This window comes from Acidovorax sp. Root275, from assembly GCF_001428965.1.
Lineage (GTDB): Bacteria > Pseudomonadota > Gammaproteobacteria > Burkholderiales > Burkholderiaceae_C > Acidovorax > Acidovorax radicis.
The window spans coordinates 1,535,081-1,559,598 of record NZ_LMJH01000001.1; the positions used below are offsets into that span (position 1 = coordinate 1,535,081).

At 64.2% G+C, this 24,518-nt stretch carries 20 protein-coding genes and 1 tRNA gene; 5 read left to right on the top strand and 16 right to left on the bottom strand.

All coding sequences use genetic code 11. The features are described from left to right. Window positions 1-51: 51 nt before the first annotated feature. Complete coding sequence (locus ASE52_RS06860) at window positions 52-2,931, bottom strand: 2-oxoglutarate dehydrogenase E1 component (protein WP_010465520.1); 2,880 nt, start codon at window positions 2,929-2,931, stop codon at window positions 52-54. Between the two features lie 244 nt (window positions 2,932-3,175). On the opposite strand from ASE52_RS06860, the gene ASE52_RS06865 reads away from it, so the two are divergent. Continuing rightward, window positions 3,176-4,234 (top strand): AI-2E family transporter, encoded by a 1,059-nt coding sequence (locus ASE52_RS06865; RefSeq protein ID WP_057224728.1) that lies wholly within the window; start codon window positions 3,176-3,178, stop codon window positions 4,232-4,234. 142 nt (window positions 4,235-4,376) lie between these two features. On the opposite strand, the gene ASE52_RS06870 is transcribed toward ASE52_RS06865, so the two are convergent. From ASE52_RS06870 to tolB, 5 genes are all read right to left on the bottom strand, one after another. After that, a tRNA-Lys gene (locus ASE52_RS06870) sits at window positions 4,377-4,452 on the bottom strand. 44 nt (window positions 4,453-4,496) lie between these two features. After that, window positions 4,497-5,327, bottom strand: a complete 831-nt coding sequence (locus tag ASE52_RS06875; RefSeq protein ID WP_057224729.1) for a tRNA threonylcarbamoyladenosine dehydratase — start codon at window positions 5,325-5,327, stop codon at window positions 4,497-4,499. Further along, on the bottom strand, window positions 5,327-6,118 hold the full coding sequence (gene ybgF / locus ASE52_RS06880) for a tol-pal system protein YbgF (protein ID WP_010465526.1): 792 nt from the start codon (window positions 6,116-6,118) through the stop codon (window positions 5,327-5,329). The genes ASE52_RS06875 and ybgF overlap by 1 nt, the downstream gene beginning before the upstream one ends. Then, window positions 6,118-6,657, bottom strand: a complete 540-nt coding sequence (gene pal, locus ASE52_RS06885; protein WP_010465528.1) for a peptidoglycan-associated lipoprotein Pal — start codon at window positions 6,655-6,657, stop codon at window positions 6,118-6,120. The genes ybgF and pal overlap by 1 nt, the downstream gene beginning before the upstream one ends. A 44-nt stretch (window positions 6,658-6,701) precedes the next feature. Beyond that, window positions 6,702-8,021, bottom strand: a complete 1,320-nt coding sequence (gene tolB / locus ASE52_RS06890) for a Tol-Pal system beta propeller repeat protein TolB (protein ID WP_057224731.1) — start codon at window positions 8,019-8,021, stop codon at window positions 6,702-6,704. 187 nt (window positions 8,022-8,208) lie between these two features. Between tolB and msbA the strand changes: the two genes are divergently transcribed. After that, entirely contained in the window at window positions 8,209-10,014 is a 1,806-nt protein-coding gene (msbA, locus tag ASE52_RS06895; protein WP_057224733.1) for a lipid A export permease/ATP-binding protein MsbA, read from the top strand. A gap of 45 nt (window positions 10,015-10,059) precedes the next feature. On the opposite strand, the gene ASE52_RS06900 is transcribed toward msbA, so the two are convergent. The 6 genes from ASE52_RS06900 to mltG form a co-directional block, all read right to left on the bottom strand. Then, entirely contained in the window at window positions 10,060-10,734 is a 675-nt protein-coding gene (locus tag ASE52_RS06900) for an ankyrin repeat domain-containing protein (RefSeq protein ID WP_057224735.1), read from the bottom strand. Then, complete coding sequence (locus ASE52_RS06905) at window positions 10,731-11,537, bottom strand: TatD family hydrolase (RefSeq protein ID WP_057224737.1); 807 nt, start codon at window positions 11,535-11,537, stop codon at window positions 10,731-10,733. Before ASE52_RS06905 ends, ASE52_RS06900 begins: the two co-directional genes overlap by 4 nt. A gap of 154 nt (window positions 11,538-11,691) precedes the next feature. Further along, window positions 11,692-12,051, bottom strand: coding sequence for a PilZ domain-containing protein (locus ASE52_RS06910; RefSeq protein ID WP_010465538.1), 360 nt, complete (start codon window positions 12,049-12,051; stop codon window positions 11,692-11,694). A gap of 16 nt (window positions 12,052-12,067) precedes the next feature. Next, complete coding sequence (locus ASE52_RS06915) at window positions 12,068-13,078, bottom strand: DNA polymerase (RefSeq protein ID WP_057224739.1); 1,011 nt, start codon at window positions 13,076-13,078, stop codon at window positions 12,068-12,070. Next, complete coding sequence (gene tmk, locus ASE52_RS06920; RefSeq protein ID WP_057224741.1) at window positions 13,075-13,752, bottom strand: dTMP kinase; 678 nt, start codon at window positions 13,750-13,752, stop codon at window positions 13,075-13,077. Before tmk ends, ASE52_RS06915 begins: the two co-directional genes overlap by 4 nt. A 59-nt stretch (window positions 13,753-13,811) precedes the next feature. Further along, complete coding sequence (gene mltG / locus ASE52_RS06925) at window positions 13,812-14,834, bottom strand: endolytic transglycosylase MltG (RefSeq protein ID WP_198928065.1); 1,023 nt, start codon at window positions 14,832-14,834, stop codon at window positions 13,812-13,814. A gap of 9 nt (window positions 14,835-14,843) precedes the next feature. Here mltG and ASE52_RS06930 point away from each other — a divergent pair, with 9 nt between their 5' ends. Beyond that, window positions 14,844-15,755, top strand: a complete 912-nt coding sequence (locus tag ASE52_RS06930; RefSeq protein ID WP_057224745.1) for a folate-binding protein YgfZ — start codon at window positions 14,844-14,846, stop codon at window positions 15,753-15,755. Window positions 15,756-15,819: 64 nt separating this feature from the next. Here ASE52_RS06930 and ASE52_RS06935 read toward each other — a convergent pair whose 3' ends face one another. The 3 genes from ASE52_RS06935 to ASE52_RS06945 all read right to left on the bottom strand — a co-directional run bounded on the left by ASE52_RS06935 (window position 15,820) and on the right by ASE52_RS06945 (window position 18,577). Further along, a complete protein-coding gene (locus tag ASE52_RS06935; RefSeq protein WP_057225287.1) occupies window positions 15,820-16,677 on the bottom strand; it encodes a YbgC/FadM family acyl-CoA thioesterase in 858 nt (285 codons plus the stop codon). 8 nt (window positions 16,678-16,685) lie between these two features. Further along, window positions 16,686-17,606, bottom strand: coding sequence for an alpha/beta hydrolase (locus ASE52_RS06940; protein ID WP_241776953.1), 921 nt, complete (start codon window positions 17,604-17,606; stop codon window positions 16,686-16,688). A 101-nt stretch (window positions 17,607-17,707) separates the two neighbouring features. Further along, complete coding sequence (locus ASE52_RS06945; protein ID WP_010465550.1) at window positions 17,708-18,577, bottom strand: fumarylacetoacetate hydrolase; 870 nt, start codon at window positions 18,575-18,577, stop codon at window positions 17,708-17,710. Between the two features lie 199 nt (window positions 18,578-18,776). Between ASE52_RS06945 and ASE52_RS06950 the strand changes: the two genes are divergently transcribed. Together ASE52_RS06950 and ASE52_RS06955 are read left to right on the top strand one after the other, a co-directional pair. Further along, window positions 18,777-19,913: an iron-containing alcohol dehydrogenase gene (locus ASE52_RS06950; RefSeq protein WP_057224749.1), complete on the top strand. Its 1,137-nt coding sequence runs from the start codon at window positions 18,777-18,779 to the stop codon at window positions 19,911-19,913. Between the two features lie 515 nt (window positions 19,914-20,428). Next, on the top strand, window positions 20,429-23,263 hold the full coding sequence (locus ASE52_RS06955) for an EAL domain-containing protein (RefSeq protein ID WP_057224751.1): 2,835 nt from the start codon (window positions 20,429-20,431) through the stop codon (window positions 23,261-23,263). 32 nt (window positions 23,264-23,295) lie between these two features. Here ASE52_RS06955 and ASE52_RS06960 read toward each other — a convergent pair whose 3' ends face one another. Further along, entirely contained in the window at window positions 23,296-24,495 is a 1,200-nt protein-coding gene (locus tag ASE52_RS06960; protein WP_057225289.1) for a patatin-like phospholipase family protein, read from the bottom strand. Between the last annotated feature and the right edge of the window lie 23 nt (window positions 24,496-24,518).

Below are 24,518 nucleotides of genomic sequence, written 5' to 3' on the forward strand. Positions count from 1 at the left end.
ATCAATTCTTTCGGAATGGGGTTTTGTTCTGTTGTCGGGTCGCAGCTGGCCTTATTTGGTCAGGACAAAACCCTTGAGCTTGGCAAACGCGCCGTCCACCAGCGCCTTTTGTTGTTCCTGGTGCAGGTGCGAGTAACCGACGGCAGGCGACGCCGAAGCCGCGCGGCCGGAATAGCCCAGCTTCTGGCCTTCGAGCATGTTCTCGTGGATGTAGTGCTGCACGAAGAACCAGGCACCCTGGTTTTGCGGCTCGTCCTGGCACCACACCACATCCGTGGCGTTGGAATAGCGCTTGATTTCAGCGGCAAACGCCTTGTGCGGGAAGGGGTAGAGCTGCTCCACGCGCAGGATGACCACGTCGTCGTCTTCGCGCTCGGTGCGCTTCTTGACCAGGTCGTAGTACACCTTGCCCGAGCAGGCAATGATGCGCTTGACCTTGGAAGCCTTTTTCACAATGGCTTCATCCTGCTCAGGGATCACGGTCTGGAAGCTGCCCTTGGTGAACTCGGACAACGGCGAGGTCGCGTCCTTGTTACGCAGCAGCGACTTGGGCGTCATGATGATCAGCGGCTTGCGCAGATCTCGCACCATCTGGCGGCGCAGCACATGGAAGATCTGGCTGGCCGTGGTGGGTTGCACCACTTGCATGTTGGCATCGGCCGACAGCTGCATGAAACGCTCCAGGCGGGCCGAGCTGTGCTCGGGGCCCTGGCCTTCGTAGCCGTGGGGCAGCATCAGCGTGATGCCGTTGACACGACCCCACTTCACTTCGCCCGAGGCGATGAACTGGTCGATCACAACCTGTGCACCATTGGCGAAGTCGCCGAACTGGGCTTCCCAGATCACCAGCGTGTTGGGATCGTTGGATGCGTAGCCGTATTCAAAGCCCAGCACCGCCTCTTCCGACAGGATGGAGTCGATGACAACAAAAGGAGCCTGGTTCTCGGCCACGTTCTGCAGCGGCGTGTAGGTACCGATGTCCCACTTCTCGCGCTTCTGATCATGGATGACCGAGTGGCGGTGCGTGAACGTGCCACGGCCACAGTCTTCGCCGGACAGGCGCACGGGGTAGCCGCTGGCCACCAGCGACGCGAACGCCATGTGCTCGCCCATGCCCCAGTCCACAGGGATGTCGCCACGGCCCATGGCAGCGCGGTCGTCGTACACCTTCTTGACCAGCTGGTGTGGCGTCACGCTCTCAGGAATGGTCGTGATCTTCTCGGCCAGACGCTTCCACTCGGCCAAGGGGATGGCGGTATCACCTGCGTCCGTCCACTTCTTGCCCAGGAACGGGCTCCAGTCCACGGCGTACTTGCTCTTGAAGTTGGTCAGCACCGGATCAACCGTGTGCTTGCCCGCGTCCATGGCGGCTCGATAGGCCTTGACCATGTCGTCGCCCAGCGTCTCGCCCAGGCCTTGCGCGGCCAGTTTGTCGGCATACAGCCTGCGGGTGCCAGGGTGGGCACCAATCTTCTTGTACATCAGCGGCTGGGTCAGCGCTGGGGTGTCCTGCTCGTTGTGGCCCAGTTTGCGGAAGCAGATGATGTCCACCACCACATCCTTCTTGAATTCCATGCGGAACTCGAGAGCGAGCTGGGTGGCCAGCACCACGGCCTCGGGGTCATCACCGTTCACGTGCAGCACGGGCGACTCGATCATCTTCACGATGTCGGTGCAGTACAGCGTGGAACGCGTATCACGCGGGTCGGACGTGGTGAAGCCAATCTGGTTGTTGATGATGATGTGCACCGTGCCACCCGTGTAGTAGCCACGAGTCTGGGCCAGCGCCAGGGTTTCCTGGTTCACCCCCTGGCCGGCAAAGGCCGCGTCACCGTGCACCAGCACGGGCAGCACTTGCTTGCCATGGGGATCGGCACGGCGGTCCATGCGGGCACGCACGGAACCTTCGACCACAGGGTTCACGATTTCCAGATGGGATGGATTGAACGCGAGCGACAGGTGAACCGGGCCGCCAGGGGTGGTCACGTCCGAGCTGAAGCCCTGGTGGTACTTCACGTCGCCGGCGGGTAATTCTTCCGGGGCAGTGTGATCGAACTCGGCAAACAGGTCCTTGGGCATCTTGCCCAGCGAGTTGACCAGCACGTTCAGGCGGCCACGGTGGGCCATGCCGATCACGATTTCCTGCACACCCTTGGCGCCAGCTGACTGGATCAGTTCGTCCATGGCGGCAATGAAGCTTTCGCCCCCTTCGAGGGAGAAACGCTTCTGGCCGACGTATTTGGTGTGCAGAAAACGCTCCAGACCCTCGGCTGCCGTCAGGCGGTCAAGAATCTGCTTTTTCTTGTCCACACCAAAGCTGGGCTTGCTGCGGATCTTTTCCAATTTTTCCTGCCACCAGCGCTTCTGGTTCTGGTCGGTGGCGTACATGTACTCAGCGCCGATGGAGCCGCAGTACGTTTCGCGCAGCGCGTTGATCAGCTCACGCAGCGGCATCGATTCTTTGCCGAAGAACGTGTTGCTGGTGTTGAACACGGTTTCCTGGTCAGCATCGCTGAAACCATAGAAAGAAGGTTCGAGTTCAGGAATTGCGGGGCGCTCTGTGCGCTTCAGCGGATCCAGGTCGGCCCAGCGTTGGCCAACGTTGCGGTAGGCTGCGATCAGTTGCTGAACGGCAGTGCGCTTGCGGCCCAGTTCCGAATCAGCCCCCGTGGCGACCACGACCTTGGTACCGCCTTGTTTGGCGCGCTCGGCAAAAGCATTGATGACGGGGAGGTGGGGTACGTCCTTGGCGTTGGAGCCATCAACGGCAGGCACATGCTGCAATGCATCGAAATACTCACGCCAGTTGTCAGGCACGCTGCCTGGATTGGCGAGATAGTTCTCGTACATTTCTTCGACATAGGGCGCATTGCCGCCGAAGAGGTAAGTATTGCCTTGGTAGGCTTGATAGACGGACGTCGTATCGCTCATATTCCGCTGACCTCCGCTTTCCTTGGGAAAGCATTAGCTGGTTGAGAAACCTTCCGCGACACGGCTGAACCGATTGGCGGATGCGACTGTGGCTGGGGAAGGGCCTTGGTACGGGCGCCATTGTGCCACTGAACAGCCAACCGCCCAACGGAAAAGGTTTGGCAGACGTGGCAGGGCTGGCGCAAAAATCAGATAGAAATCCGGGCTCGCGTACATTCCGGGTATCTCAATGCCACCTACCCACATGACGCCACCTACCCTTCAGAACAAAGTCTTTTTGCTGCTGCTGGCCCTGGTCACCATCGCCTTCGGAGCCATCCTTTGGCAGTTCCATGGAGCCGTCTTCTGGGGCGTTATCCTGGCAATCTTGTTTGCCCCCCTGCACCGCAAACTGCTGCGGCGCATGCCCCGGAGGCACAATCTTGCCGCGCTGTGCACGCTGGGACTGTGCCTGATCGTAGTCATCCTGCCCATGACGGCCATCACGGTATCGCTGGCCCAGGAAGCCACCGTGATTTATGAGCGGATGCGTTCCGGCCAGCTCAATTTTGGGCTCTATCTGCAGCAGGTGATCGCCGCCCTGCCCGCTTGGGCAGCCAATCTGCTGGACCGATTGAATCTCACGACCGTTGGCGAACTGCAACAAAAGTTTTCATCCGTGGCCGTCCAGGCGAGCCAATTTATTGCCACACAAGCACTGAGCATTGGGCAAAACACACTGCAATTCATCGTGAGCTTCGGCATCATGCTGTATCTGCTGTTTTTCCTGCTCCGCGACGGATCGAGCCTGGCCTTGCGCATTGGCCAAGCCACGCCACTGGATGAGACACACAAGCGCCAATTGGTGAGCAAGTTCACTACCGTCATCCGCGCCACCGTCAAAGGCAACATCGTTGTGGCCGCTTCACAAGGAGCACTGGGTGGCTTGATTTTCTGGATCCTGGGCATCCAGGGGCCCGTGCTGTGGGGCGTATCCATGGCATTCCTGTCACTCCTGCCCGCTGTCGGGGCCGGGCTGATCTGGGTGCCGGTGGCCATCTATTTTCTGGCGACAGGTGCTGTATGGCAGGGCGTGGTACTGACCGCATTTGGCGTTGGCGTGATCGGCCTCGTGGACAACGTCCTGCGCCCCATTTTGGTGGGCAAGGACACCAAAATGCCAGACTACGTCGTGCTGATATCCACCCTGGGAGGCATGGCGCTCTTTGGCCTGACCGGCTTCGTGATTGGGCCAGTCATCGCCGCCCTGTTCATTGCCAGCTGGGATCTGTTTTCCCCAGCCCCCCACAATGAGACAACCTAATACAGCGGCTTGATACGACCCAGTGCGCGCCAGGAACAACGCTGCATGGCAGCGTGCATCCGCCTAGGCGGATCGCGCAAAAAACAAAGGCCTCCGCAAGGAGGCCTTTGTTTGCACCAAACGACTGATGCTTTGAATCGGGTGGTAGGACGTACTGGATTCGAACCAGTGACCAACGGATTAAAAGTCCGCTGCTCTACCAACTGAGCTAACGTCCCAACCGATTGCAACCAATCTTGGCAGACTGCTGCAAAGCCTTGAATTATAGCGTCGTTTTTTCGGCCTTTTGGGAAGTTGCGGCGAGTTTGTCCAGCACCCACCCCGCAGCACACTGACCAAAGGTGGCCGTCACCGCAACGACCGAGCCATACCCATGACAGTTCAGGGAACCATCTCCTTCTAAATTACATGACGCATCGGGCGGCGCCACCGCTTCACGGCTGAAGACGCAAGTTACTCCTATTTTTTTACCATCGCGTGCTGCGCGGTGATGCTTGCGCATGCGATAGCGAAGTTGCGCCAGCAAAGGATCGTGGGTCGTCCGGGCCAGATCGTCCACATCCACTTGGTGCGCATGGCGTTTGCCCCCAGCCGCGCCAACCGTGATGTGCAAAACCTTCTGGGCTTGGGCCCAGACCGCGATGGCCGTCTTGGCTTGAACTTGATCACATGCATCAATCACCGCATCAACGGGCAGGGAGAGCAGACTGGGCCAGTTCCCGGGCTCCACAAAATCCTCTATGCAGTGGACCTTGCATTGGGGGTGTATTTGGGAAATCCGGTCGCGCATTGCCAGAACCTTGGCCTGTCCGACCGTTTCGGTAAGCGCGTGAATCTGGCGATTGATGTTCGACTCGGACACATGGTCGAGATCGATCAAGGTGACCTCCCCCACCCCACTGCGCGCCAAGGCCTCCGCGGCCCACGAGCCCACCCCCCCGATACCTACCACCGCCACATGCGCCCTGCGGATGCGGCGTGACCCTTCTACGCCATACAGTCGCTCCAGCCCGCCAAAACGGCGTTCAAGCGCTATATCTTCGAGCACCCCCGCGGCGGGTGGTGCTGCCTGCAAACGCGCTTCGCTGACCATTACTTCAAGCGCGACAGGCGTTCCTTGGCCGCCACAGCAGCTTCGGACTGCGGGTACGCGCGCACGAGATCCTCCAGGGTCTTGCGAGCCGTTCGCGTGTCTTTGAGTTCAATCTGGCAGTTGGCAATGGACAAAGCAGCCTCTGGCGCACGTGCGTGACTCGGGGCATCAGACAACATCAGCTTGAAATTGCCAATCGCTTCCTTGTACTCGCGGGTAGCGTACTGTGCGTTCCCGAGCCAGAAGCGCGCCGAAGGCACGAAGCCGCTGCGTGGATACTGTCGGACAAAGGCTGCAAAAGCCGCACCGGCTTCTGGAAACTTGCCCGAACGAAACACGGCCAACGCCGTCTCAAAGTCCTTTTTCTCCGCAGGATCTGCTTGGAACTCCTGCCCATCCAAGGTCACCTTGACCGGTTCAAACTGCCGCAGACGGTCGTCTACCCCTTGGGCAATGTCTTTCTGGCGCCGCTGCAGATCAGCCGCATCGCGCAACAGCTGTTCATTCTGACCACGAAGCGTTGACTGCTCCGCGCGCAGTGCATCGATCTGACTTTGTAGATCCAGCAGGCTGCGCCGCAGCTGGCCGTTCTCTTCGCCAAGCCTGCGCATTTCTTCCGCAGTCCGTTGTTGAGACAGCTGCATGCTGTCCACACGCTGCCGCATTTCGAGGATCGCACGGCGAGCTTCGCCATCCTCGAAAATTGCGGCGTGGCCCGTAGACACCAATGCGGCCGACAGCGTTACTGCCGCCAACGCCTTGAGACGATAGGACAAAAAAATCGCGCGCATCAACGGTAGGACAGTTCTGCCCGGCGATTCTGCGCATGCGCGTCCTCGGAGTTACCCTGGGCTGCAGGCTTTTCCTTCCCAAAGCTCACGGCTTCCACCTGGCTGTCTTGCACGCCCAACAGAGCCAGCGAACGGCGCACCGCTTCGGCACGCTTTTGGCCCAGCGCCAGGTTGTACTCGCGACCACCACGGTCATCCGTGTGGCCTTCAATCATCACCTTGCGGTTGGTACCTGCCTTGATGAAGCGGGAATGCGCTTCGATCAGCGACTGGAATTCCGGCTTGATCACATAGCTGTCGTAGTCAAAATAGACAATGCGGCTCACGCCGACAGGCCCCGCAGCATCACGGCCCGACTGGCCAAGATCCACACCAGCCACACCACTCTGTGCGGTATTGCCAGAGTTGGCGCCACTGTTACCGCCCATGGTGGAGGTGGCGTTCTTGTCTTCGACAGGCACATCGTCCAGCTTCACGCCAGAGCTGCATCCGGCAACCAGTGCGACGACGGTAAGGGCAAGGGTAAAACGTTTGATCATCCAAAATTCTCCTGAAAACTTGATATTTGAAAGTGCGGATAAGTTCATTGCTTTTGAAACGGACCCCAGTCGGGCTCGCGGATATCACCCGCCTGACCGGCAAGCCGGGCCTTGATCTTGCCGTCCAACGTAGTGGTCATGAGCGCCTCACGACCTTGCTGCTGGGTGGCATAAACGATGAGGCGGCTATTGGGCGCGAAGCTGGGGTTCTCGTCGGCCGTCGTGTCCGTGGCCGCATTCACGGTGCCAGAGGACAGGTCCATGACGTGCAGCTTGAAAGCCCCACCGACACGGGAGACGTAGGCCAGCCAGCGACCATCGGGACTGACGCTGGGGGAGATGTTGTAGCTGCCGGTAAACGTCACACGCTCCGCATTGCCGCCGGATGTGGAGACCTTGTAGATCTGCGGTGCGCCACCACGGTCACTGACAAAGTAGATGCTGCGACCGTCACCGGAGAACATGGGCTCCGTATCAATGCCGGCGCTCTGCATGAGGCGGCGCGGCTCGCCGCCGTTGGCGTCGATGGTGTAAAGCTGGGAACCCCCGTCGCGGCTGAGCGTCACGGCAAGGGAGCGGCCATCCGGAGCCCAGGCCGGGGCACTGTTGGACCCCCGGAAGTTGGCAATCAGGCGCCTGCGGCCGGACGCCACATCATGCACATAGACAACCGGCTTGCGAGATTCAAACGACACATAGGCCAGCTGCCCGCCATTGGGCGACCATGCGGGAGAAATGATGGGCTCGGGGCTTGACAGTGCCGATTGGGCATTCTCGCCATCAGCGTCTGCCACCCAAAGGCTGTACCGGGAACCTGTCTTGGTGACATAGGCGATGCGTGTCGAGAAGATGCCGCGCTCGCCCGTCAGCTTTTCATAGATGAAATCCGCAATGCGGTGCGACACCAAGCGCAGATCGCCTTGGGTGACCACAAAGCTCTGGCCACCCAGGTCCTGTCCCTTCACCACATCCCAAAGGCGAAACCGCACATCGAAGCGCCCATCCGCAAGGCGCGTGACACTGCCGGTGGCCAGAGAGTCCGCACTCTTCTGGCGCCACAGGGCTACATCCGGGCGGGCAGTTTCATCCAGCACCGCACCGGAGGCATCCACAGCGCGGAACTGGCCGCTGCGCTCCAGGTCAGCCTGGACGATGGCCGCTATCTTCTGGGGTGACTGCGCCTCGCCCCTGAACGGTGCAATCGCGATGGGCAACTGGGTCAAGCCAACACCTGTGACCTCAACGCGAAATTGCGCAAGGGCTGGCAGTGCGGGGGTCGAGAGCAGCGCTGCCAGCATGTGGCGGCGCAAGGGATGCGGCAAAGCCGCAGGAGATGGGTATGTAGAGATTCGATCTGTGGTCATTGGCATCCAGCGGTAGCCGAACAAATGCCGAAAGGCAAACCCGAATGTTACACACAGCAGGGAAACCCCTGTGACAAAACGTGCGACCTCAGGACATATCCGTGCCGATTTTTTGAAGCGCACAACCTGCTGCGAAGAAATGTCTCACCGGCACCGTCACAGCCCACAACCGTAGAATCCGGGCCACATGCAAGCCACAGACACGGGCACCGCGCCTCCCAATACTCCCTCCCCGCCCGCTGCAAGCCTGGCCACTCGCCTGCGTCGGCTGTCCGTTTATTTTGGCAACCAGCGGATGGCCTGGAGCCTCGCGGTGGTAGCCACCCTCGTGGGCGCGATCACCGAGCCACTGATTCCAGCATTGCTGCAACCTCTGCTCGATCGAGGCTTCACCCAGGGAACCCTGCAGCTGTGGATGGTGCCACTGGCCATCCTGGGCGTGTTCTTCGTGCGTGGAGTTGCCCAGTTCGTCGGCCAGTACGCGCTGGCACGCATTGCCAACGAAGGCATGCTGACGCTGCGCCAGTCGCTGTTCGACAGAGTGCTGGCTGCCGAGATGGGCCTGTTCTCGCGGCAGTCGGCCAGCACGCTGTCCAATACGGTGGTGTACGAGGTGCAAACCGGGGCAACCTTGCTCGTGCAGGCACTGCTCGGGGTATCGCGCGACGGATTCACGCTGGTGGCGCTGCTGGTGTATCTGCTGTACCTCAACTGGCAGCTCACGCTGATCGTTGCCGTGGTCGTGCCGGGCGTGGCCTGGATCATGAAAACGCTGTCCCGGCGCCTCTATCACCTGACCAAGAGCAGCCAGCAGGCCACCGACGAACTCGCCTACGTGGTGGAAGAAAACGTGCTGGCCCACCGCATGGTGCGGCTGCACGGCGCGCAGCCTGGGCAGGCCGGGCGCTTCGCCACCCTGAGCCAGAGCCTGCGGCGCCTGGCGATCAAGTCCACCATCGCCTCCGCCGCCATGACGCCGCTGACCCAGCTGCTGGCCGCTGCAGCGCTCTCCGTGGTGATCTGCATTGCACTGTGGCAAAGCCGCGGCACTGTGGACGCCAAGGATGTCACCGTCGGTGGCTTCGTGTCGTTCATCACGGCCATGCTGATGCTTATTGCCCCCATACGCCGCCTGGCCGATGTCGCCAGCCCCATCACACGGGGCGTCGCCGCCCTGGAGCGGGGGCTGGCACTGCTGGGAGACACCGGAGCCGAAGCGGGCGGCCAGTTCCGCAAGGACCGCGCCCAGGGGGCGCTGGAACTCAAGCAGGTCACGGTGTCGTTTGGCCCTGACCACGCCCCGGCGCTGGACCACATCAGCTTGCGCGTGGAGCCTGGCGAAATCGTCGCCCTGGTCGGCCCGTCCGGTGCGGGCAAGACCACGCTGGTCAACCTGTTGCCACGGTTTGTGACGCCCGCTTCGGGTGAAATTCTGGTGGATGGAAGCCCGCTGCCCGCGTGGGACCTGGGATCGCTGCGCTCGCAATTTGCCATGGTGAGCCAGGACGTAGTGATGTTCAACGATACCGTCGCGGCCAACGTAGCACTGGGCCATGAGGTGAATGAGGCGCGCGTGCAGGCGTGCCTGGCCGCTGCCAACCTGGCCGAGCACGTGGCAGCACTGCCCCGGGGCATGCACACCGTGGTGGGCCACAACGCCACACAATTGTCGGGAGGGCAGCGCCAGCGGCTGGCGATTGCGCGGGCACTGTACAAGGATGCCCCTATCCTGATTCTGGACGAGGCCACCTCGGCGCTGGACACCGAATCCGAGCGGCTGGTACAGGATGCCCTGCAGCGCCTGATGCAAGGGCGCACCACCCTGGTCATTGCGCACCGCCTGTCCACCATCGAGCATGCCAACCGGGTCGTCGTCATGGAACGTGGGCGCATTGCCGAACAAGGCACCCACACGGAGCTGATGGCAATGGGCGGGCTGTATGCACGCCTTCAGACGCGGCCTGCCTCGGGCGAAGCTGCCGCATTGCAATGATCTGAAAACACCGCGCCTGCTGCGCGATGGCCCATCGCAAGGCGCCTACCAACGGCCCCGGTTGGGCTGCCGCTTGCGTATGGCTGCGGCGATCTTGTCGGCAGATTCGGTACGGCTCACACGCAGGGCAAAGTCTGCAGCCGTGAGGCCCAGCTGGTTCTTGAGTGCTGGATCAGCGCCCTCGTCCAGCAAAAGCTGCACGGCCTCGCTGGAGCCGTAATGCGCAGCCATCATGAGGGGCGTGGTGCCGTTGGGCGAGGCTGCATCGATGTAGGCATGGTTCTCCAGCAGCAATGCGATGATGGCTGCATGCTGGCGCGAGCCTGCAGAGGCCGCATAGTGCAAGGGCGTCCAGCCCGTCTTGTTCACGTCGGCGTCACGTGCCAGCAGCGCCTTGACGGCTTCTACGTTGCCCTTGAGGGCCGCCATCATCAAGGGGCTTTCGTCCTGCGCATTGCGTGCTTCGACATCCACCTGGCGGGAGGCCAACAAGGCCGCAAAGGCCTTGACCGAACCATTTTGCAAGGCGATGGTGAGGCCCACCTGCCCTTTCGGATCGCGCGTATTCGGATCAAAACCCCTGCGCAACAGCGCGGCAATCGCAGCATCGTCATCGCGCAGGATGGCGACAAAAAAATCCTCGTAGGCTCCGGCCCAGATGCCAGGGGCGGCAAGCCCCAGCGCCAAGGTCGCCAACACACTGCGGCGATGGCAAATCATGCGGTCACCCCCTTGAACAGGATGTCAAAGTTGCGGCTGGTGGCCTCGGCCACTTCTTCCAGCGCCAGCCCCTTGGTCTCGGCCACCTGCCTGGCCACGTAGGGCACATACGAGGGGTTGTTGGTCTTGCCGCGATACGGCACGGGCGCCAGATAGGGGCTGTCGGTTTCAATCAGGGTACGGTCCAGCGGTACAAAGGCCACCACGTCGCGCAGCTCCTGGGCGCTCTTGAATGTCACGATGCCCGAGAACGAAATGTAGTAGCCCAGATCGAGCGCCGCACGCGCCACCTGCATGGATTCGGTAAAGCAGTGAAAAACGCCACCGGCCCGGTTGCCGGGGCCGTCCTCGCCCTCCTCGCGCAGGATGGCGAGGGTGTCGTCCGATGCGCTGCGCGTGTGGATGACCAGGGGTTTTTCGCACACCCGGGCCGCACGGATGTGGTTGCGGAAACGGTCACGCTGCCACTCCAGATCGGCAATGCTGCGCCCCCCTTTGCGGTCTTCCATGCCGTAGTAGTCGAGCCCTGTTTCGCCGATGGCCACCACACGTGGCAAGGCAGCACGGTCCAGCAGATCCTGCACCGAAGGCTCGGCGATGCCTTCGTTGTCGGGGTGCACACCCACCGTGCTCCAGAAGTTGTCGTGGGCCATGGCCAGGGCATGCACCCCGTCGAATTCTTCCAGCGTGGTGCAGATGCACAGGGCGCGGTCAACCTGCGCCTCGGCCATGGCCTGGCGGATGGCGGGCAACTGGCTCACCAGTTCCGGAAAATTGAGATGGCAGTGCGAATCAGTGAACATGCAGTTTCAAATTAATCGTTTCTGGGGCGCAACGCGTGCCATCGGCGGCGGCGCAGCGCTCCGGGGTAAAGATACGCCATCCGCGCCCTCGCCGTGGGCACCCATAAAAAATGCCGACCAGCCTGCGCGGGTCGGCACGGTCAGTGGGCCAGGCTCAGATGGTCTGGGTGGGCCGGTCGGACCCCAGGGACGTGCCCAGCAGTTCCTCGATCTTGGCCTTGAGCTGGCGCGACTTTTCGTCCTTGGGAAACTGGATGCCCACGCCCTGCGTGCGATTGCCCGCAGCCCGCGCCGGGGTAACCCAGGCCACGCGCCCGGCCACTGGATAGCGCTGCGTGTCATCCGGCAGCGTCAGCAGCACATAGACATCATCGCCCAGCTTGTAGTCCCGCTGGGTGGGGACAAAAATGCCCCCTTCGGCAAAAAAGGGAATGTAGGCCGCGTACAGGGCCCCCTTTTCCTTGATGGCCAGCTGCATGACGCTGGGGCGGGGGGCGGTGGATGGACTGCTCATGGATCTGTGGTGCGGCTCAGTGCTTGGAGTGTAGGGTGTTTCGCGCCTGGGCGACAAGCGCCTCCAGCATGAGGCCGGCATTGAAGGGATGGTCTGCCGTGCGCGCGGCCTTGGCCAGCGCGCGCGACCAGCGTGTCAAAGCACCCAACGATGGCAGCGCCTTGGGCAGGTCTGCGGGCGCAAAGTAGCGCGGTGCGCCGCCCACGCTGGCCGCCAGCAGGTCGTGGCAAAGCTTCTGCAGTGCGTCGATCACCTGCGCGGGCGACCAGTCTCCCAGTGCGGTCACATCGCCCTTGGCCACCGCCTGCGGCAAGGCCGACCAGGCTTGCGGGCTGCGGCCAGAGCGCGCCAGTGCCAGGGCATCGTCGGGCCGCCCGCCTGCGGCCCGCAGAAACGCCAAAGCGGCATCCGCAGCAATGCCCTGCCCTTGTAGCCACTGCAGCATCTGCTCCTCTGCGGGCCAGACCATGGAGTGGCCCAGGCAGCGGCTGCGGATGGTGGGCAGCAGCTGGTGCGCCGCCTCGCTGGCCAGCACAAAGCGCACGTCGCCCGGCGGCTCCTCCAGCGTCTTGAGCAGCGCATTGGCGGTGATGTGGTTCATCTGCTCGGCCGGGTACACCAGCACCGCCTTGCCTTTGCCACGCGCCGAGGTGCGCTGCGAGAACTCCACCGCATCGCGCATGGCTTCCACGCGGATCTCGCGACTGGGCTTGCGCTTCTTGTCGTCGATGTCGGCCTGGGCCTTTTCCGACAGGGGCCAGCCCAGCGCCATCATCTGCACCTCGGGCATCAGCACGCACAGGTCGGCGTGGGTGCGCACGTCAATGGCGTGGCAGCTGCCGCACTGGCCGCAGGCGCCCCGCTCTGTCGGCACGTCGCACAGCCACGCACGCACCAGCTCCATGCCCAGGGCGTACTGCCCCAGTCCAGAAGGCCCCTGCAGCAACCACGCATGGCCACGCTGGGCCAAGAGGCTGGTGCGTTGCGCCGCGATCCAGGGCGCCAGAACCACGGCTGGCTCGCTCATTGCGGCCCTCCCTGCGACGCCACCATGATCGCCAGCCAGCCCTTGCGCACAAACACGCTGGTGAGTTGCTGCCACACCCGGTGGCGCTCCTGCGCTGCATCCAGGCGCGCAAAGCGCTGCGGTGCTGCGGCGGCCCGGTCGGCATAGCCCTGGGCCACGCGGCGGAAGAACTCGACAGGCTGGGCCTCGAAACGGTCGGGCACCCTCGCACCGGCCAGGCGTTCGGCCGCCACCTCAGGTGCCAGGTCAAACCACACCGTCAGATCAGGCTCACGCATCAAATCGGCCTCTGGCGCAAGTCCAGTCTGCGCAAGACGCTCCAATACTGATAGCACACCAAGATCAAAGCCACGCCCTGCGCCCTGGTAGGCAAAGGTGGCATCGGTAAACCGGTCGCACAGCACCACATCGCCCCGCGCCAGGGCGGGCTCGATCACATTGCGCAGGTGGTCACGGCGGGCGGCAAAGATCAGCAAGGACTCCGTGAGCGCGTCCATCGGGTCGTTGAGGACCATCTCGCGCAGTTTTTCAGCCAGCGGCGTGCCGCCTGGCTCGCGGCTGACGGTGACGGAACGGCCTTGCGCCCGAAAGGCGGAGGCCAGGCCCTCGATGTGGGAGGACTTGCCGGCACCGTCGATGCCTTCAAAGGTGATGAACAGACCGGGTCGTGACATGGAAACCTTGGGTTGAATCTGTGGCTCTGGCGAGAGACCGGAGTCTCTACCACCCTGCACTACTGCTGGCCGCGCTGGTAGCGGTTAACGGCGCGGTTGTGCTCCTCCAGCGACGCGCTGAAGTGGCTGGTGCCATCGCCCTTGGCCACAAAGTACAGGGCACGTGTGGCGTCGGGCTGCACGGCCGCCAGCAGCGATGCCTTGCCGGGCATGGCAATCGGCGTGGGCGGCAGGCCCGCGCGGGTGTAGGTGTTCCAGGGCGTGTCGGTTTGCAGGTCGCGGCGGCGCAGGTTGCCATTAAACTTCTCGCCCAGGCCATAGATCACCGTGGGGTCGGTCTGCAGCAGCATGCCAACGCGCAGGCGGTTGGCGAACACGCCCGCAATCTGCCCACGGTCGCTGGCCTTGCCGGTTTCCTTCTCGACAATGCTGGCCAGGGTCAGGGCCTCTTCGGCCGACTTGAGGGGCGTGTCCGCAGCGCGCTGCGCCCAGGCGGCTTCGAGGCGGCGGTCCATGGCATGCATCGCCCGGCGCAGCAAAGCGATGTCGCTGGAACCTTTGGCATAGGCGTAGGTGTCCGGGAAGAAACGTCCCTCGGGCGCCACGCCGGGGCGGCCCAACTGCGCCATCAGCGCCTCGTCGGTCAGCGTGGCGGCGTCGCGCTTGAGCTGCTCCTCCTTGGCGAGCGCCTGGCGCACCTGGCGCCAGTTCCAGCCCTCGACCAGGGTGATGGCGCGCAGGCTCTCTTCGCCGCGCACCAGCTTTTGCAGCAGGCTGCGGGGCGTGGTGCCGGGGGGGATTTCATAGTTGCCGGCCTTGATGGCACGGTCCTGGCCCGAGACGCGGAACCAGGCGTAAAGCACACGGGCATCCACACGCGCCCCTGCGGCCACCACGTCGCGGGCGATGCCCCGGGGTGTGGTACCGGGCTCGATGGCAAGCTCCAGAGGCTCGGTGCCAGCCACCAGCGGCTGGTGCAGCCACCAGAAAGCCGCACCACCCGATGCGATCAGAACCAACACGATCAAAGCCAGTAAACGTCGCACAACCCTGATACCTGTATGAATGGGAGCGGGCATCATAATTCAGCGATGACTTATCCCTTGAACGGCATTGCCCCCCTGTCCCACCTCGGCGTGATTCGCGTGGAAGGCGAAGACGCTGCCAAGTTTCTGCACGGCCAGCTCACCCAGGATTTCGCCCTGCTCGGCATGGACCAGGCCCGCCTGGCTGCGTTCCTGTCGGCCAAGGGCCGCATGCAGGCCAGCTTTATCGGCTTCAAGCGCAGCGCCACGGAGGTGCTGCTGGTCTGCAGCAGCGACCTGCTGCCCCCCACGCTCAAGCGCCTGTCGATGTTCGTATTGCGCGCCAAGGCCAAGCTGACCGACGCGACCCACGACTTTGCCCTGTACGGCCTGGCCGGGGATGCCGTGCCCGGCGGCAGCCAACCCGCCTGGACCAAGGCCGATGTGGGCACCGCGTCGGTGGTCCACCTGTATCCCGCCGATGGCCAGCCCCGTGCACTGTGGGTGGCGCCAGTCTCCGAACCCGCCCCACCGGGGGCTCTTCTGGCGCCAGACCTGTGGCGCTGGAGCGAAGTGAAGAGCGGCGTGGCCACCCTGACAACGCCCGTGGCCGAAGCCTTCGTGCCCCAGATGCTCAACTACGAATCGGTGGGCGGTGTGAACTTCAAGAAGGGCTGCTACCCCGGCCAGGAAGTGGTGGCGCGCAGCCAGTTCCGGGGCACGCTCAAGCGGCGCGCTTATGTGGCCCATGCGGCGGCCGACGTGGTGGTGGGTGCCGAAGTGTTCAGCACGGCGGACCTGGAACAGCCCTGCGGCACGGTGGTGCAAGTGGCACCAGCCCCGGACGGCGGCTTTGATGCCATCGTCTCGCTGCAGATCTCGGCGGCGCAAGAGGCGACCAGCCTGCAGGTGGGTGCCACGGACGGCGTGGCGCTGTCCCTGCTGCCCCTGCCCTACGCCCTGCTCGACGATATTTGAATAAAAACAGGCCCTGGCGCCCTTCAGACAAGCGCCAGTAGCTCACTTTTCAATAGCAAATCAGCTACAAACGCTGCGCCATCGCAATGTGCGCAATGCCGGCCTCCTCGTAGGGCTCCCCCACCACCGAAAACCCGGCGCGGCGGTAGAAGCCTTCAGCACTGCGCTGGGCGTGCAGGTGCACCTCCGTATCGCCCCGGGCGCGCGCAGCGGCGACCAGCGCATCCAGCAATAACCGCCCCCATTGCGCGCCACGCACCGATCGGTCCACCGCCATGCGGCCAATACGGCCCAGGCCTGGCTGTGGCTGCAGCAGGCGGCCGGCGGCAATGGGCATGCCCAGCCGGTTGTAGAGCACCGCATGGCGGGCCGAGATGTCTTGCACGTCGGCCTCGATTTCGGCAGGAATGCCCTGCTCGTGCACGAACACCTCCGTGCGCACGCGGCCTGCATCGCGGCCCAGCGTGTTCCAGTCGCCCGTGCGCACCTCCGCCATGTCGGCACCGGCCTCAAAGCCCTCAAAGATGGCGCGCAGCGAAGGTGGCACCGGGCGCGAGGTCTGCGTGGCCGGGTCGGCGAACACATAGACCAGTTCGGCCGAAATCAGCAGCCGGTCGCCGTTGAAAATGCCCGCCGTGAACAGGCAGGACGAATTGCCGATGCGTGTGCAGTGCAGGCCCACGTCCAGCGTGTCATCCAGACGCGCCGAGGCGTGGTACTCGACCGTGGCTTTCTTCACATACATCTCACCCCCCAGGGTGAGCATGCTCGCCTCATAGGGCAAACCCAGCGCACGCCAGTAGTCGCTCATGGCCGTGTCGATGTACATGAGGTAGTGCGCGTTGAACACGATTTTTTGCATGTCCACCTCGGCCCAGCGCACGCGCAGGCGGTGGAAACAGCGGAAGTCTTTGCGTTGCATGGTGGTCTTCACTCCATTCCAAAGGCCCGGCGCAGCGCACGGGCCGCGTCGGCGTGGGCCTTGCGCGCTTCGGGGATGGCGCGGCCCATCTTGATGAATTCGTGGGTGACGCCCCGGTAGATGTCGAGGTCCACGGGCACACCGGCCAGGCGCAGTTTGTCGGCGTACTCGATGCCCTCGTCCACCAGCGGGTCGCATTCGGCCAGGCCCACCCAGGCCGGGGCTACGCCCTCCACATCCGGTGCGAGCAGGGGGGCAAAACGCCAGTCCTCGCGCTCCTCGTGGCTTTGCACATAGTTGCCAAAGAACCAGCTGATGGCGGGCTCCTCCAGCACCAGGCCATGCGCGAAAGTGCTGTGGGACGGCGTGTCCTGGTGGGCCGCGCAGCCCGGGTAGATCAGCAGCTGCAGCGCCAGGGGCAGCCGCGCATCCCGCGCCAGGATGGCATTGACGGCAGCCAACGTGCCGCCTGCGCTGTCGCCACCCACGGCCAGGCGCGCCGGGTCCGCCCCCAGGGTGGTGGCCTGCGCTGCCAGCCACTTCAGCGCATCCCATGCATCGTCGCTGGCCGTCGGAAAGCGGTGCTCCGGCGCCAGCCGGTAGTCCAGCGACACCACCATGCAGCCGGCCAGGCGCGCCAGCTCGCGGCACAGGATGTCGTGGGTGGCGATGTTGCCGATGGTGAAGCCACCGCCGTGGGTGTACAGCAGCACCGGCAGGCCAACTTCCGTGGTCGGTGCGTACAGCCGCGCGGGCAGCGCATGGCCATCGCGCGCGGGGATGTGCAGGTCCTCCACCCGCGCCAGGGCCGCCTTGGGCACCTCCAGCACATCGGCTCCCGCCTGGTAGGCAGTGCGTGCATCCTGGGGCGAGCGGGTGTGCAGCGGGGCGTGCCCCGCACGCGCCATGCGTTCGAGCACGCTGCGCATCTGGGGGGTGAGGCGGGTGTGGTGGATGTGCAGATCGGTCAACGGTCAAGGTCTCGGCAACAGGGGAACAGCCCGCACCGTGCGGGCAAGGCTTGGGTCGTTTACTTGAAGGTCACACGCACGGGCGCGGCGCCCGGCAGGCCGTCGTAGGTCGCGGTGACCACAAGGCCTGCCTTGGGCGGCAGCAGCGGCGAAAACGAGCCCAGGCTGATCAGGTCGCCCGGCTGCATGGCCAGCCCTTCCTGCGCCAATGCGCCAGCCAGCCACACCACAGCATTGAGCGGATGCTCCAGGATGTCGCTGCCCTTGCCGCCGCCCAGTCGCGCACCACTGCCATCGCTGAGCGAGACATTCATATCCGCCAGCGCCTTCAACATCACAAAACGCTCGCCGCGATAGGCTGGCACTGCAAGGGGCGCGCCGGCCACACCCAGGCGCGCGCCCACGTTGATGGCCGACACGCCCGCGCCGTTGAGCTTGGGTGGGGCCTGCACCATGAGATCGGGCAACTCCATGAAAGGGATGATCTGGTCCACCGCCTCCAGCACTTCCATGGGGGTCTTGGCGTGGTTGATGGCGGCGCTTTTCACGCGCACCAGCATGTCCGCCTCGTACAGCGGACGGGCACCAAACGCCGCGTCCACCGTGGCACCGTTCTCCAGCACCATCCCCTCATACAGCTTGCCCCACACGGGCTTGTCGGTGTTGAAGCGTTTTTGCACGGCAGGGTTGGTGAGGCCCGCCTTGTAGCCAATCACCTTGCCCAGGCGCTGCGCCAGCAATGCGTTGACCTTGCCGCGCGTGCAGGCGCCATCGGCGTCCGAGAGGTTCTCGGGGTTGGCTGCGGGGGTCTTGGCGATGTAGCTGGCCACCATGTCGGCGGCCTGCGCATCGGTGAGGCACTGGGCCTGGGCGTTTGTCACAGATGCGACGGCCATCAGGGCTGCCATCAGGGTTTGCTTCGTATGCATGCGTGTCTCCTCCTTATAAAGTGGGATTGGAGCGGCCAACAAAACTCTTCTGGTGTCGTTGCCGCGTCTTGTCGTACTACCCGTACTGCCTGCGACGCAGCGCCTAGCCAGAACCGGTTCGCTGAGTTTTGTTGACCGCTCTGAAGGCTGGCGGGCTATCGTAATCGCTGGCGCTTTTATTCACACATCCTGTTGCACCATGGCATTCATCTACTACGTCACCCAGATCCAGTTCGAATTCGGCGCGGTCAAGCTGCTCCAGCAGGAATGCGAGCGTGTCGGCATCACACGCCCTCTGATCGTTACGGACCCCGGTGTGAAGGCCGCAGGCGTGCTGCAAAAGGCGCTGGACGCTCTGCCCGGCCTGACCGTGGCGGTGTTTGACCAGACGCCGTCGAACCCCACCGAAGCCGCCGTGCGCGCCGCCGTGGAGATGTACAAGGCCCAGGGCTGCGACGGCCTGATCGCCGTGGGAGGCGGCTCGGCCATCGACTGCGCCAAGGGCATTGCGATCGCCGCCACGCACGAGGGGCCGCTGACCCACTACGCCACCATCGAAGGCGGCTCGCCGCGCATCACCGACCGCGCAGCGCCGCTGATCGCGGTGCCCACCACCAGCGGCACGGGCAGCGAGGTGGCGCGCGGCGCCATCATCATCGTGGATGACCACAGAAAGCTGGGCTTTCACTCGTGGAACCTGGTGCCCAAAACCGCCATCTGCGACCCCGAACTCACGCTGGGCCTGCCCCCCATGCTGACAGCCGCCACCGGCATGGACGCGATTGCGCACTGCATGGAGACCTTCATGTCGGCAGCCTTCAACCCCCCGGCCGATGGCATTGCGCTTGATGGCCTCACGCGCGGCTGGGCCAACATCGAGCAAGCCACCAAAACCGGCAGCGACCGCGACGCGCGCCTGCACATGATGAGCGCCAGCATGCAGGGCGCCATGGCGTTCCAGAAGGGCCTGGGCGCCGTGCACTCACTCAGCCACAGCCTGGGCGGGGTGAACCCGCGCCTGCACCACGGCACCCTCAACGCCATGTTCCTGCCCGCTGTCATCCGTTTCAATGCAACGGCCGAATCGGTGCAAAAGGAAAACCGCCTGGAGCGCATGGCCCACGCCATGGGCCTGGCCAGTGCGGGCGACATCCCTGAAGCTATCCGCGACATGAACGCCCGCCTGGGCCTGCCCACGGGCCTGGCAGCCATGGGGGTGACCGAGGGCATGTTCGACGACATCATCAAGGGCGCGATGGCCGACCACTGCCACAAGACCAATCCGCGCATTGCCACGCCAGAGGAGTACCGCGACATGCTGGCCCAGTCGCTGTAAGAGCCTGCTCAAAGTCTTTTTTGGAGTCGCACAAGTGCCTTGCCGGGATGGGATGCCAGGCGCGGGGTGCAGCCAATAGCTCGGCTATTGGCAAACGCCGCAACGCCGCAGACCGCCCTGCAAGGCACTTGCCCGCAGGGTTGGAGTGAAATCGGGCCGATGAACTTGAGTGGTTTGACGCCCCGGCTGCTTGCATGGGCGCGAGCCCATGCGGCGCATCCAAGGCATCCATTCATCCCGATTGCACTCCAACCCGATCTCCAAAAAGACTTTTATCAGGCTCGAAGCACACCGGCGATCTTTGAGGGTCGAGATGCGACGCCGGAGCGTCCGGCGCGCTCAGTTCCCCATTCCCCGCACGGGCCTTCCTGCTGTCGCCACACTGCGCAGGATTGCGCTGTCCAAACCCATCCGACGCGCATCACTACGCGCTAGACTCCGACCAATCAACAATTAATTAACAATTTATTACCCTGGGTACTGGAGCGTGTTCCAAGGGGGGAGGGCCACTGTCCATGCGCACCGGAAATCTCAGCACCTGGCTCCTGCGGGGCACCTATCCCCGGCTGTATGTACCCATCGCGCTGATCATCGTGCTGGTCAGTGCAGTGCGTTACCACTACCTGGTGGCCACGGAAACCGACGAGGTGCGCCGCCACGCCGCCACCGAGCTGCGGCGCGCGGCCGATGCACTGCTGCCCTCGCTGGTGGCCCTGCCCACTTCCCACCGCGAAGCCCAGGCCACGCTGCTCAGCCAAGGGCTTGCCAGCTTCGGGCCGGGCATCCATTCGCTGAAATGGCAAGTGGGCAACGAGCCCGCCACCGAAGCCCGGGCGCCCCGCATGGCCGCCACTGCCCCGGACTGGTTTGCCCAATGGGTCAACATCACGCCACCCTCGCAGCAGTTCGGCCAGGCCCTGGCCGATGGCGGGCCGCCTGGGCGCCTGACGGTGACGTTGCAGGCGGCGCCCCTCGTCAGCCAGGTCTGGAGCACGGTGGTAGTGCAGTTGCGCATCTCCGCACTCAATATTTTTACTATCCTGTTTCTGCTCACGCTGCTGCTGCGGGCCAATGCCCGCATGCTGCGCCGCCTGGCCGAAGCGACGGATGCGTTCCGCCAGGGCCGCCTGGACACGCGCATGGAGGTCACGGGCACACTCGAATCGCGCGCCATGGCGGCCACCTTCAATGACATGGCGGGCAAGGTCCAGTCGCTGGTGCTGTCGCTGCGCGAAACCCAGCAGCAGCAGAGCGAGCAACTGCATTTCACGCGCCAGCTGATCGACGCCCTCCCCCTGCCGGTGTTCGTGCGGGATGCCAGCGGCGTCACCCTTGAAGTCAACCGTGCCTGGCAGCGAATTTTTCACGCACCTGCCAGCGCAGGCAGTGCACAGGCCTCGCCACCGGCGTATCCGGAGGAGCTGTCGCCCGAGCGTTCTACCCAGATCGCGCAGGCGCAGGACAACGAGATCCGCGTGCAACCCGCCAACCACCAGCCCCCACGGGACATGGCCTATTACGAGGCCCCCTTCACCACCACCCGGGGCACGCTGGCCGGCACCATCGGCACCCTGGTCGATGTGACCGAACGCAAACGCGCCCAGGAGGCCCTGCGCGCAGAGAAAGAAAGGGCTGAGGTCACGCTCGCCTCCATCGGCGATGGGGTGATCACCACCGACCTCTCGGGATGCATCGAAACCATCAACGAGGCCGCACAGCTCATGACCGGCTTCACGGCCGACCAGGCCCTGGGGCGGCAGCTGGACGACGTCTTTCGCCTGTACGAAGAGCTTGCCAGCCGCAACGCCAGTTCGGCCGCCGAGCGGGACACCGTGCCCGGCGCCCTGCAGCAGGTCACGTACGAGGTGTTGATCCACCGCTCGGGCGAACGCTACGCCATCGAGTACACCGCGTCGGCGATCCGCAAGGGCGACGGCATGGCCGTGGGCTGCGTGCTGGTGTTCCGCGACGTGACCGAAACCCGCAACCTGCGCCACCAGATTTCGTGGCATGCCCGGCACGATCCGCTCACCGGGTTGTACAACCGCGCCGCATTGGCCGAGCGGCTGACCCATGCCATCTTCGTGGCACGGCAAAAGGGGCTGCTGCTGGCAGTGTGCATGCTCGACCTGGACCATTTCCAGACCGTGAACGACACCCATGGCAACCGCGTGGGCGACCGCCTGCTCAAGGAAACCGCGCGGCGCCTGGGCGCCTTCATCACGCCACAGGACGCCGTGGCGCGCATGGGGGGCGACGAATTCGTGCTGCTGCTGGGCGAACTGCCCGATGTGCCCGCCATCGAGGCGCGCGTGGGCGTGCTCATGCAACAGCTGGCCGCCCCCTACGCCATTGACGACCGCGTGCTGCACACCACCGTGAGTGTGGGCGTGGCCGTTTTTCCGCAGGACGACGCCAACCCCGACACCCTGCTGCGCCACGCCGACCAGGCCATGTGCCAGGCCAAGAGCTTTGGCCGCAACCAGATGCATGTGTTCGACGTGCAGCTGGACCACGCCGTACAGACCCAGCACACCCGCCAGACCCGCGTGGCCCAGGCGCTGCATGCGGGCGAACTGGTGCTGCACTACCAGCCCAAGATCCACCTGCGCACCGGCGAGATCCTGGGGCTGGAGGCCCTGCTGCGCTGGCAACACCCCGACCAGGGCCTGCTGGGCCCGCAGCATGTGCTGCCGCTGATCGAGGATGCCGAGCTGGAGGTGGAAGTGGGCGAATGGGTGCTGCGACAGGCCCTGGCGCAGATGCGGCAGTGGACGGACGCCGGCATGCTGTGGGAGGTGAGCGTGAACATCTCGGCGCCCCATTTCCACCGGCCCAATTTTGTCGAGCGGCTCAAGGACATCCTGCACACCTGCCCCGAGGTGTCGCCCACCCGCCTGGAGCTGGAGATCCTCGAATCTGCGGCCCTGCAAGACATGCAGTACATGCGCCACATGATGCAAAGCTGCCAGGCGCTGGGGGTGCGTTTTGCGCTGGACGACTTCGGCACCGGCTTCTCCTCGCTGTCCTACTTGAAGCGCCTGCCCGCCGAGACGATCAAGATCGACCAGTCGTTCGTGCGCGGCATTCTGGAAGATGGCGACGACCTCACGCTCGTGAGCGCCATCGTCGCGCTGGCTGCCGCCTTCCACCGGCATGTGGTGGCCGAAGGCGTGGAGACGGCCGCGCAGGCGGCCCGGCTGCTCGAGCTGGGCTGCGAGCGCGCCCAGGGCTTTGGCATTGCGCGGCCGATGCCGGCACACGAGGTGCTGACCTGGGCCCGCGAACACGCCGCCCGCCACGCGGCCCGGGCCGTGCAGGAGGCGGCACGGCGGCCTGCTTCGACCTGAGTACTTCTGGGCGCGTGGCCGGTCCGTGGCCCCTACAAGGGCTGCACGGCGTTCATGTCCGGCCGCGCCAGCCATGCCTGCCACTCGTCCACCAGTTGCTGGCTGGCCCGCGTGGCCGCAAACCAGGCCTTGGCGCGTGCGGCGCCGTCGGCGCCGTAGTGGGTGAAATCGTTGCGGTCAGGCAGCTTGGCGTTGGGCAGGCTTTGTACCCAATCGGGGCTGGGTGACAGCACCACCATGTTGTCCAGTGCGGGCGTGGAGTGGTGGCGCCACTTGAGCCCCTTGTCCAGCCAGCCAGGCACCACGCGGTGCTGAAAATGCGGGTACAGCACCAGGCCGGGCGATGCAGTGGGGCCAGAATTTAAGTCTTTTTGACCGCCAGCGCTGGATGGATAAGCGCCATCAGCTATTAATTCAATAGCATCCTGTTTTTGCCGGCCGTAGGCCAGGTGCAGGTGGTAGTCGGTGATGCCCCCGTCCCAATATGCCCCACGGGGCGCGCCCGGAATGTTGTGCACCGCCTGCAGCACAAACGGAATCGAGCAGCTGGCCTGCAGCGCCTGCATGAAGTTGCCGCCGTGCAGCAGCACCTGACGGGTGCGGTAGTCCGAGGTGCCAAAGGGCAATGCAGCACACGCAGCCCCCGCCCCCTCGGCGGAGGTCCTGGACGCATCGGACGAGGAGAACACCACCCGTTCCAGCCACGCCCCCATCGCCTTGCGGTGCACCGTGTTCGTCAGAAAGGCGCCCAGATAGCCCAGCGGCGTGGCCACGCGGTGTTCGCGCCCCAGCAGGTGCCGCCCGCGCGAGGTGACGATGTGCAGGCGGTAGCGCGGGTGGTTCAGCACCTCGTCGATGCGCCCGCCGTAGAACGCCTGCAGGTTCTGGCCAAACCGCTCACTCACATGCGCGGCCGTGGGGCGCTTCTTGCCAGGCGGCAGGTCGTAGTTCTGGTGGATGTAGTCGTGCTCCAGCCGCTCGAAGGCCGCCACCGACTGCTGCAGGCAGGCCGTGGCCATGCGCCAGGCACCAATCGAGGCGCCCACCAGGTGGACCGGCTGGCTAGACTGGGGCAGCCATTCACCAAAGATGAAACGGTCCAATGGCCCCAGGATCAGTCCCTTCGGCCCTCCAGCTGCAGCAGGGATCACGCCCACATCGCCGGGCTGCAACCCGTGGCTTTCAAGGTGTTGGCGGGCGCGGGGGCCGGCATGGATGCGCAGGGCTTTCATGGGCGGCATTTTCGCAAAGCCAC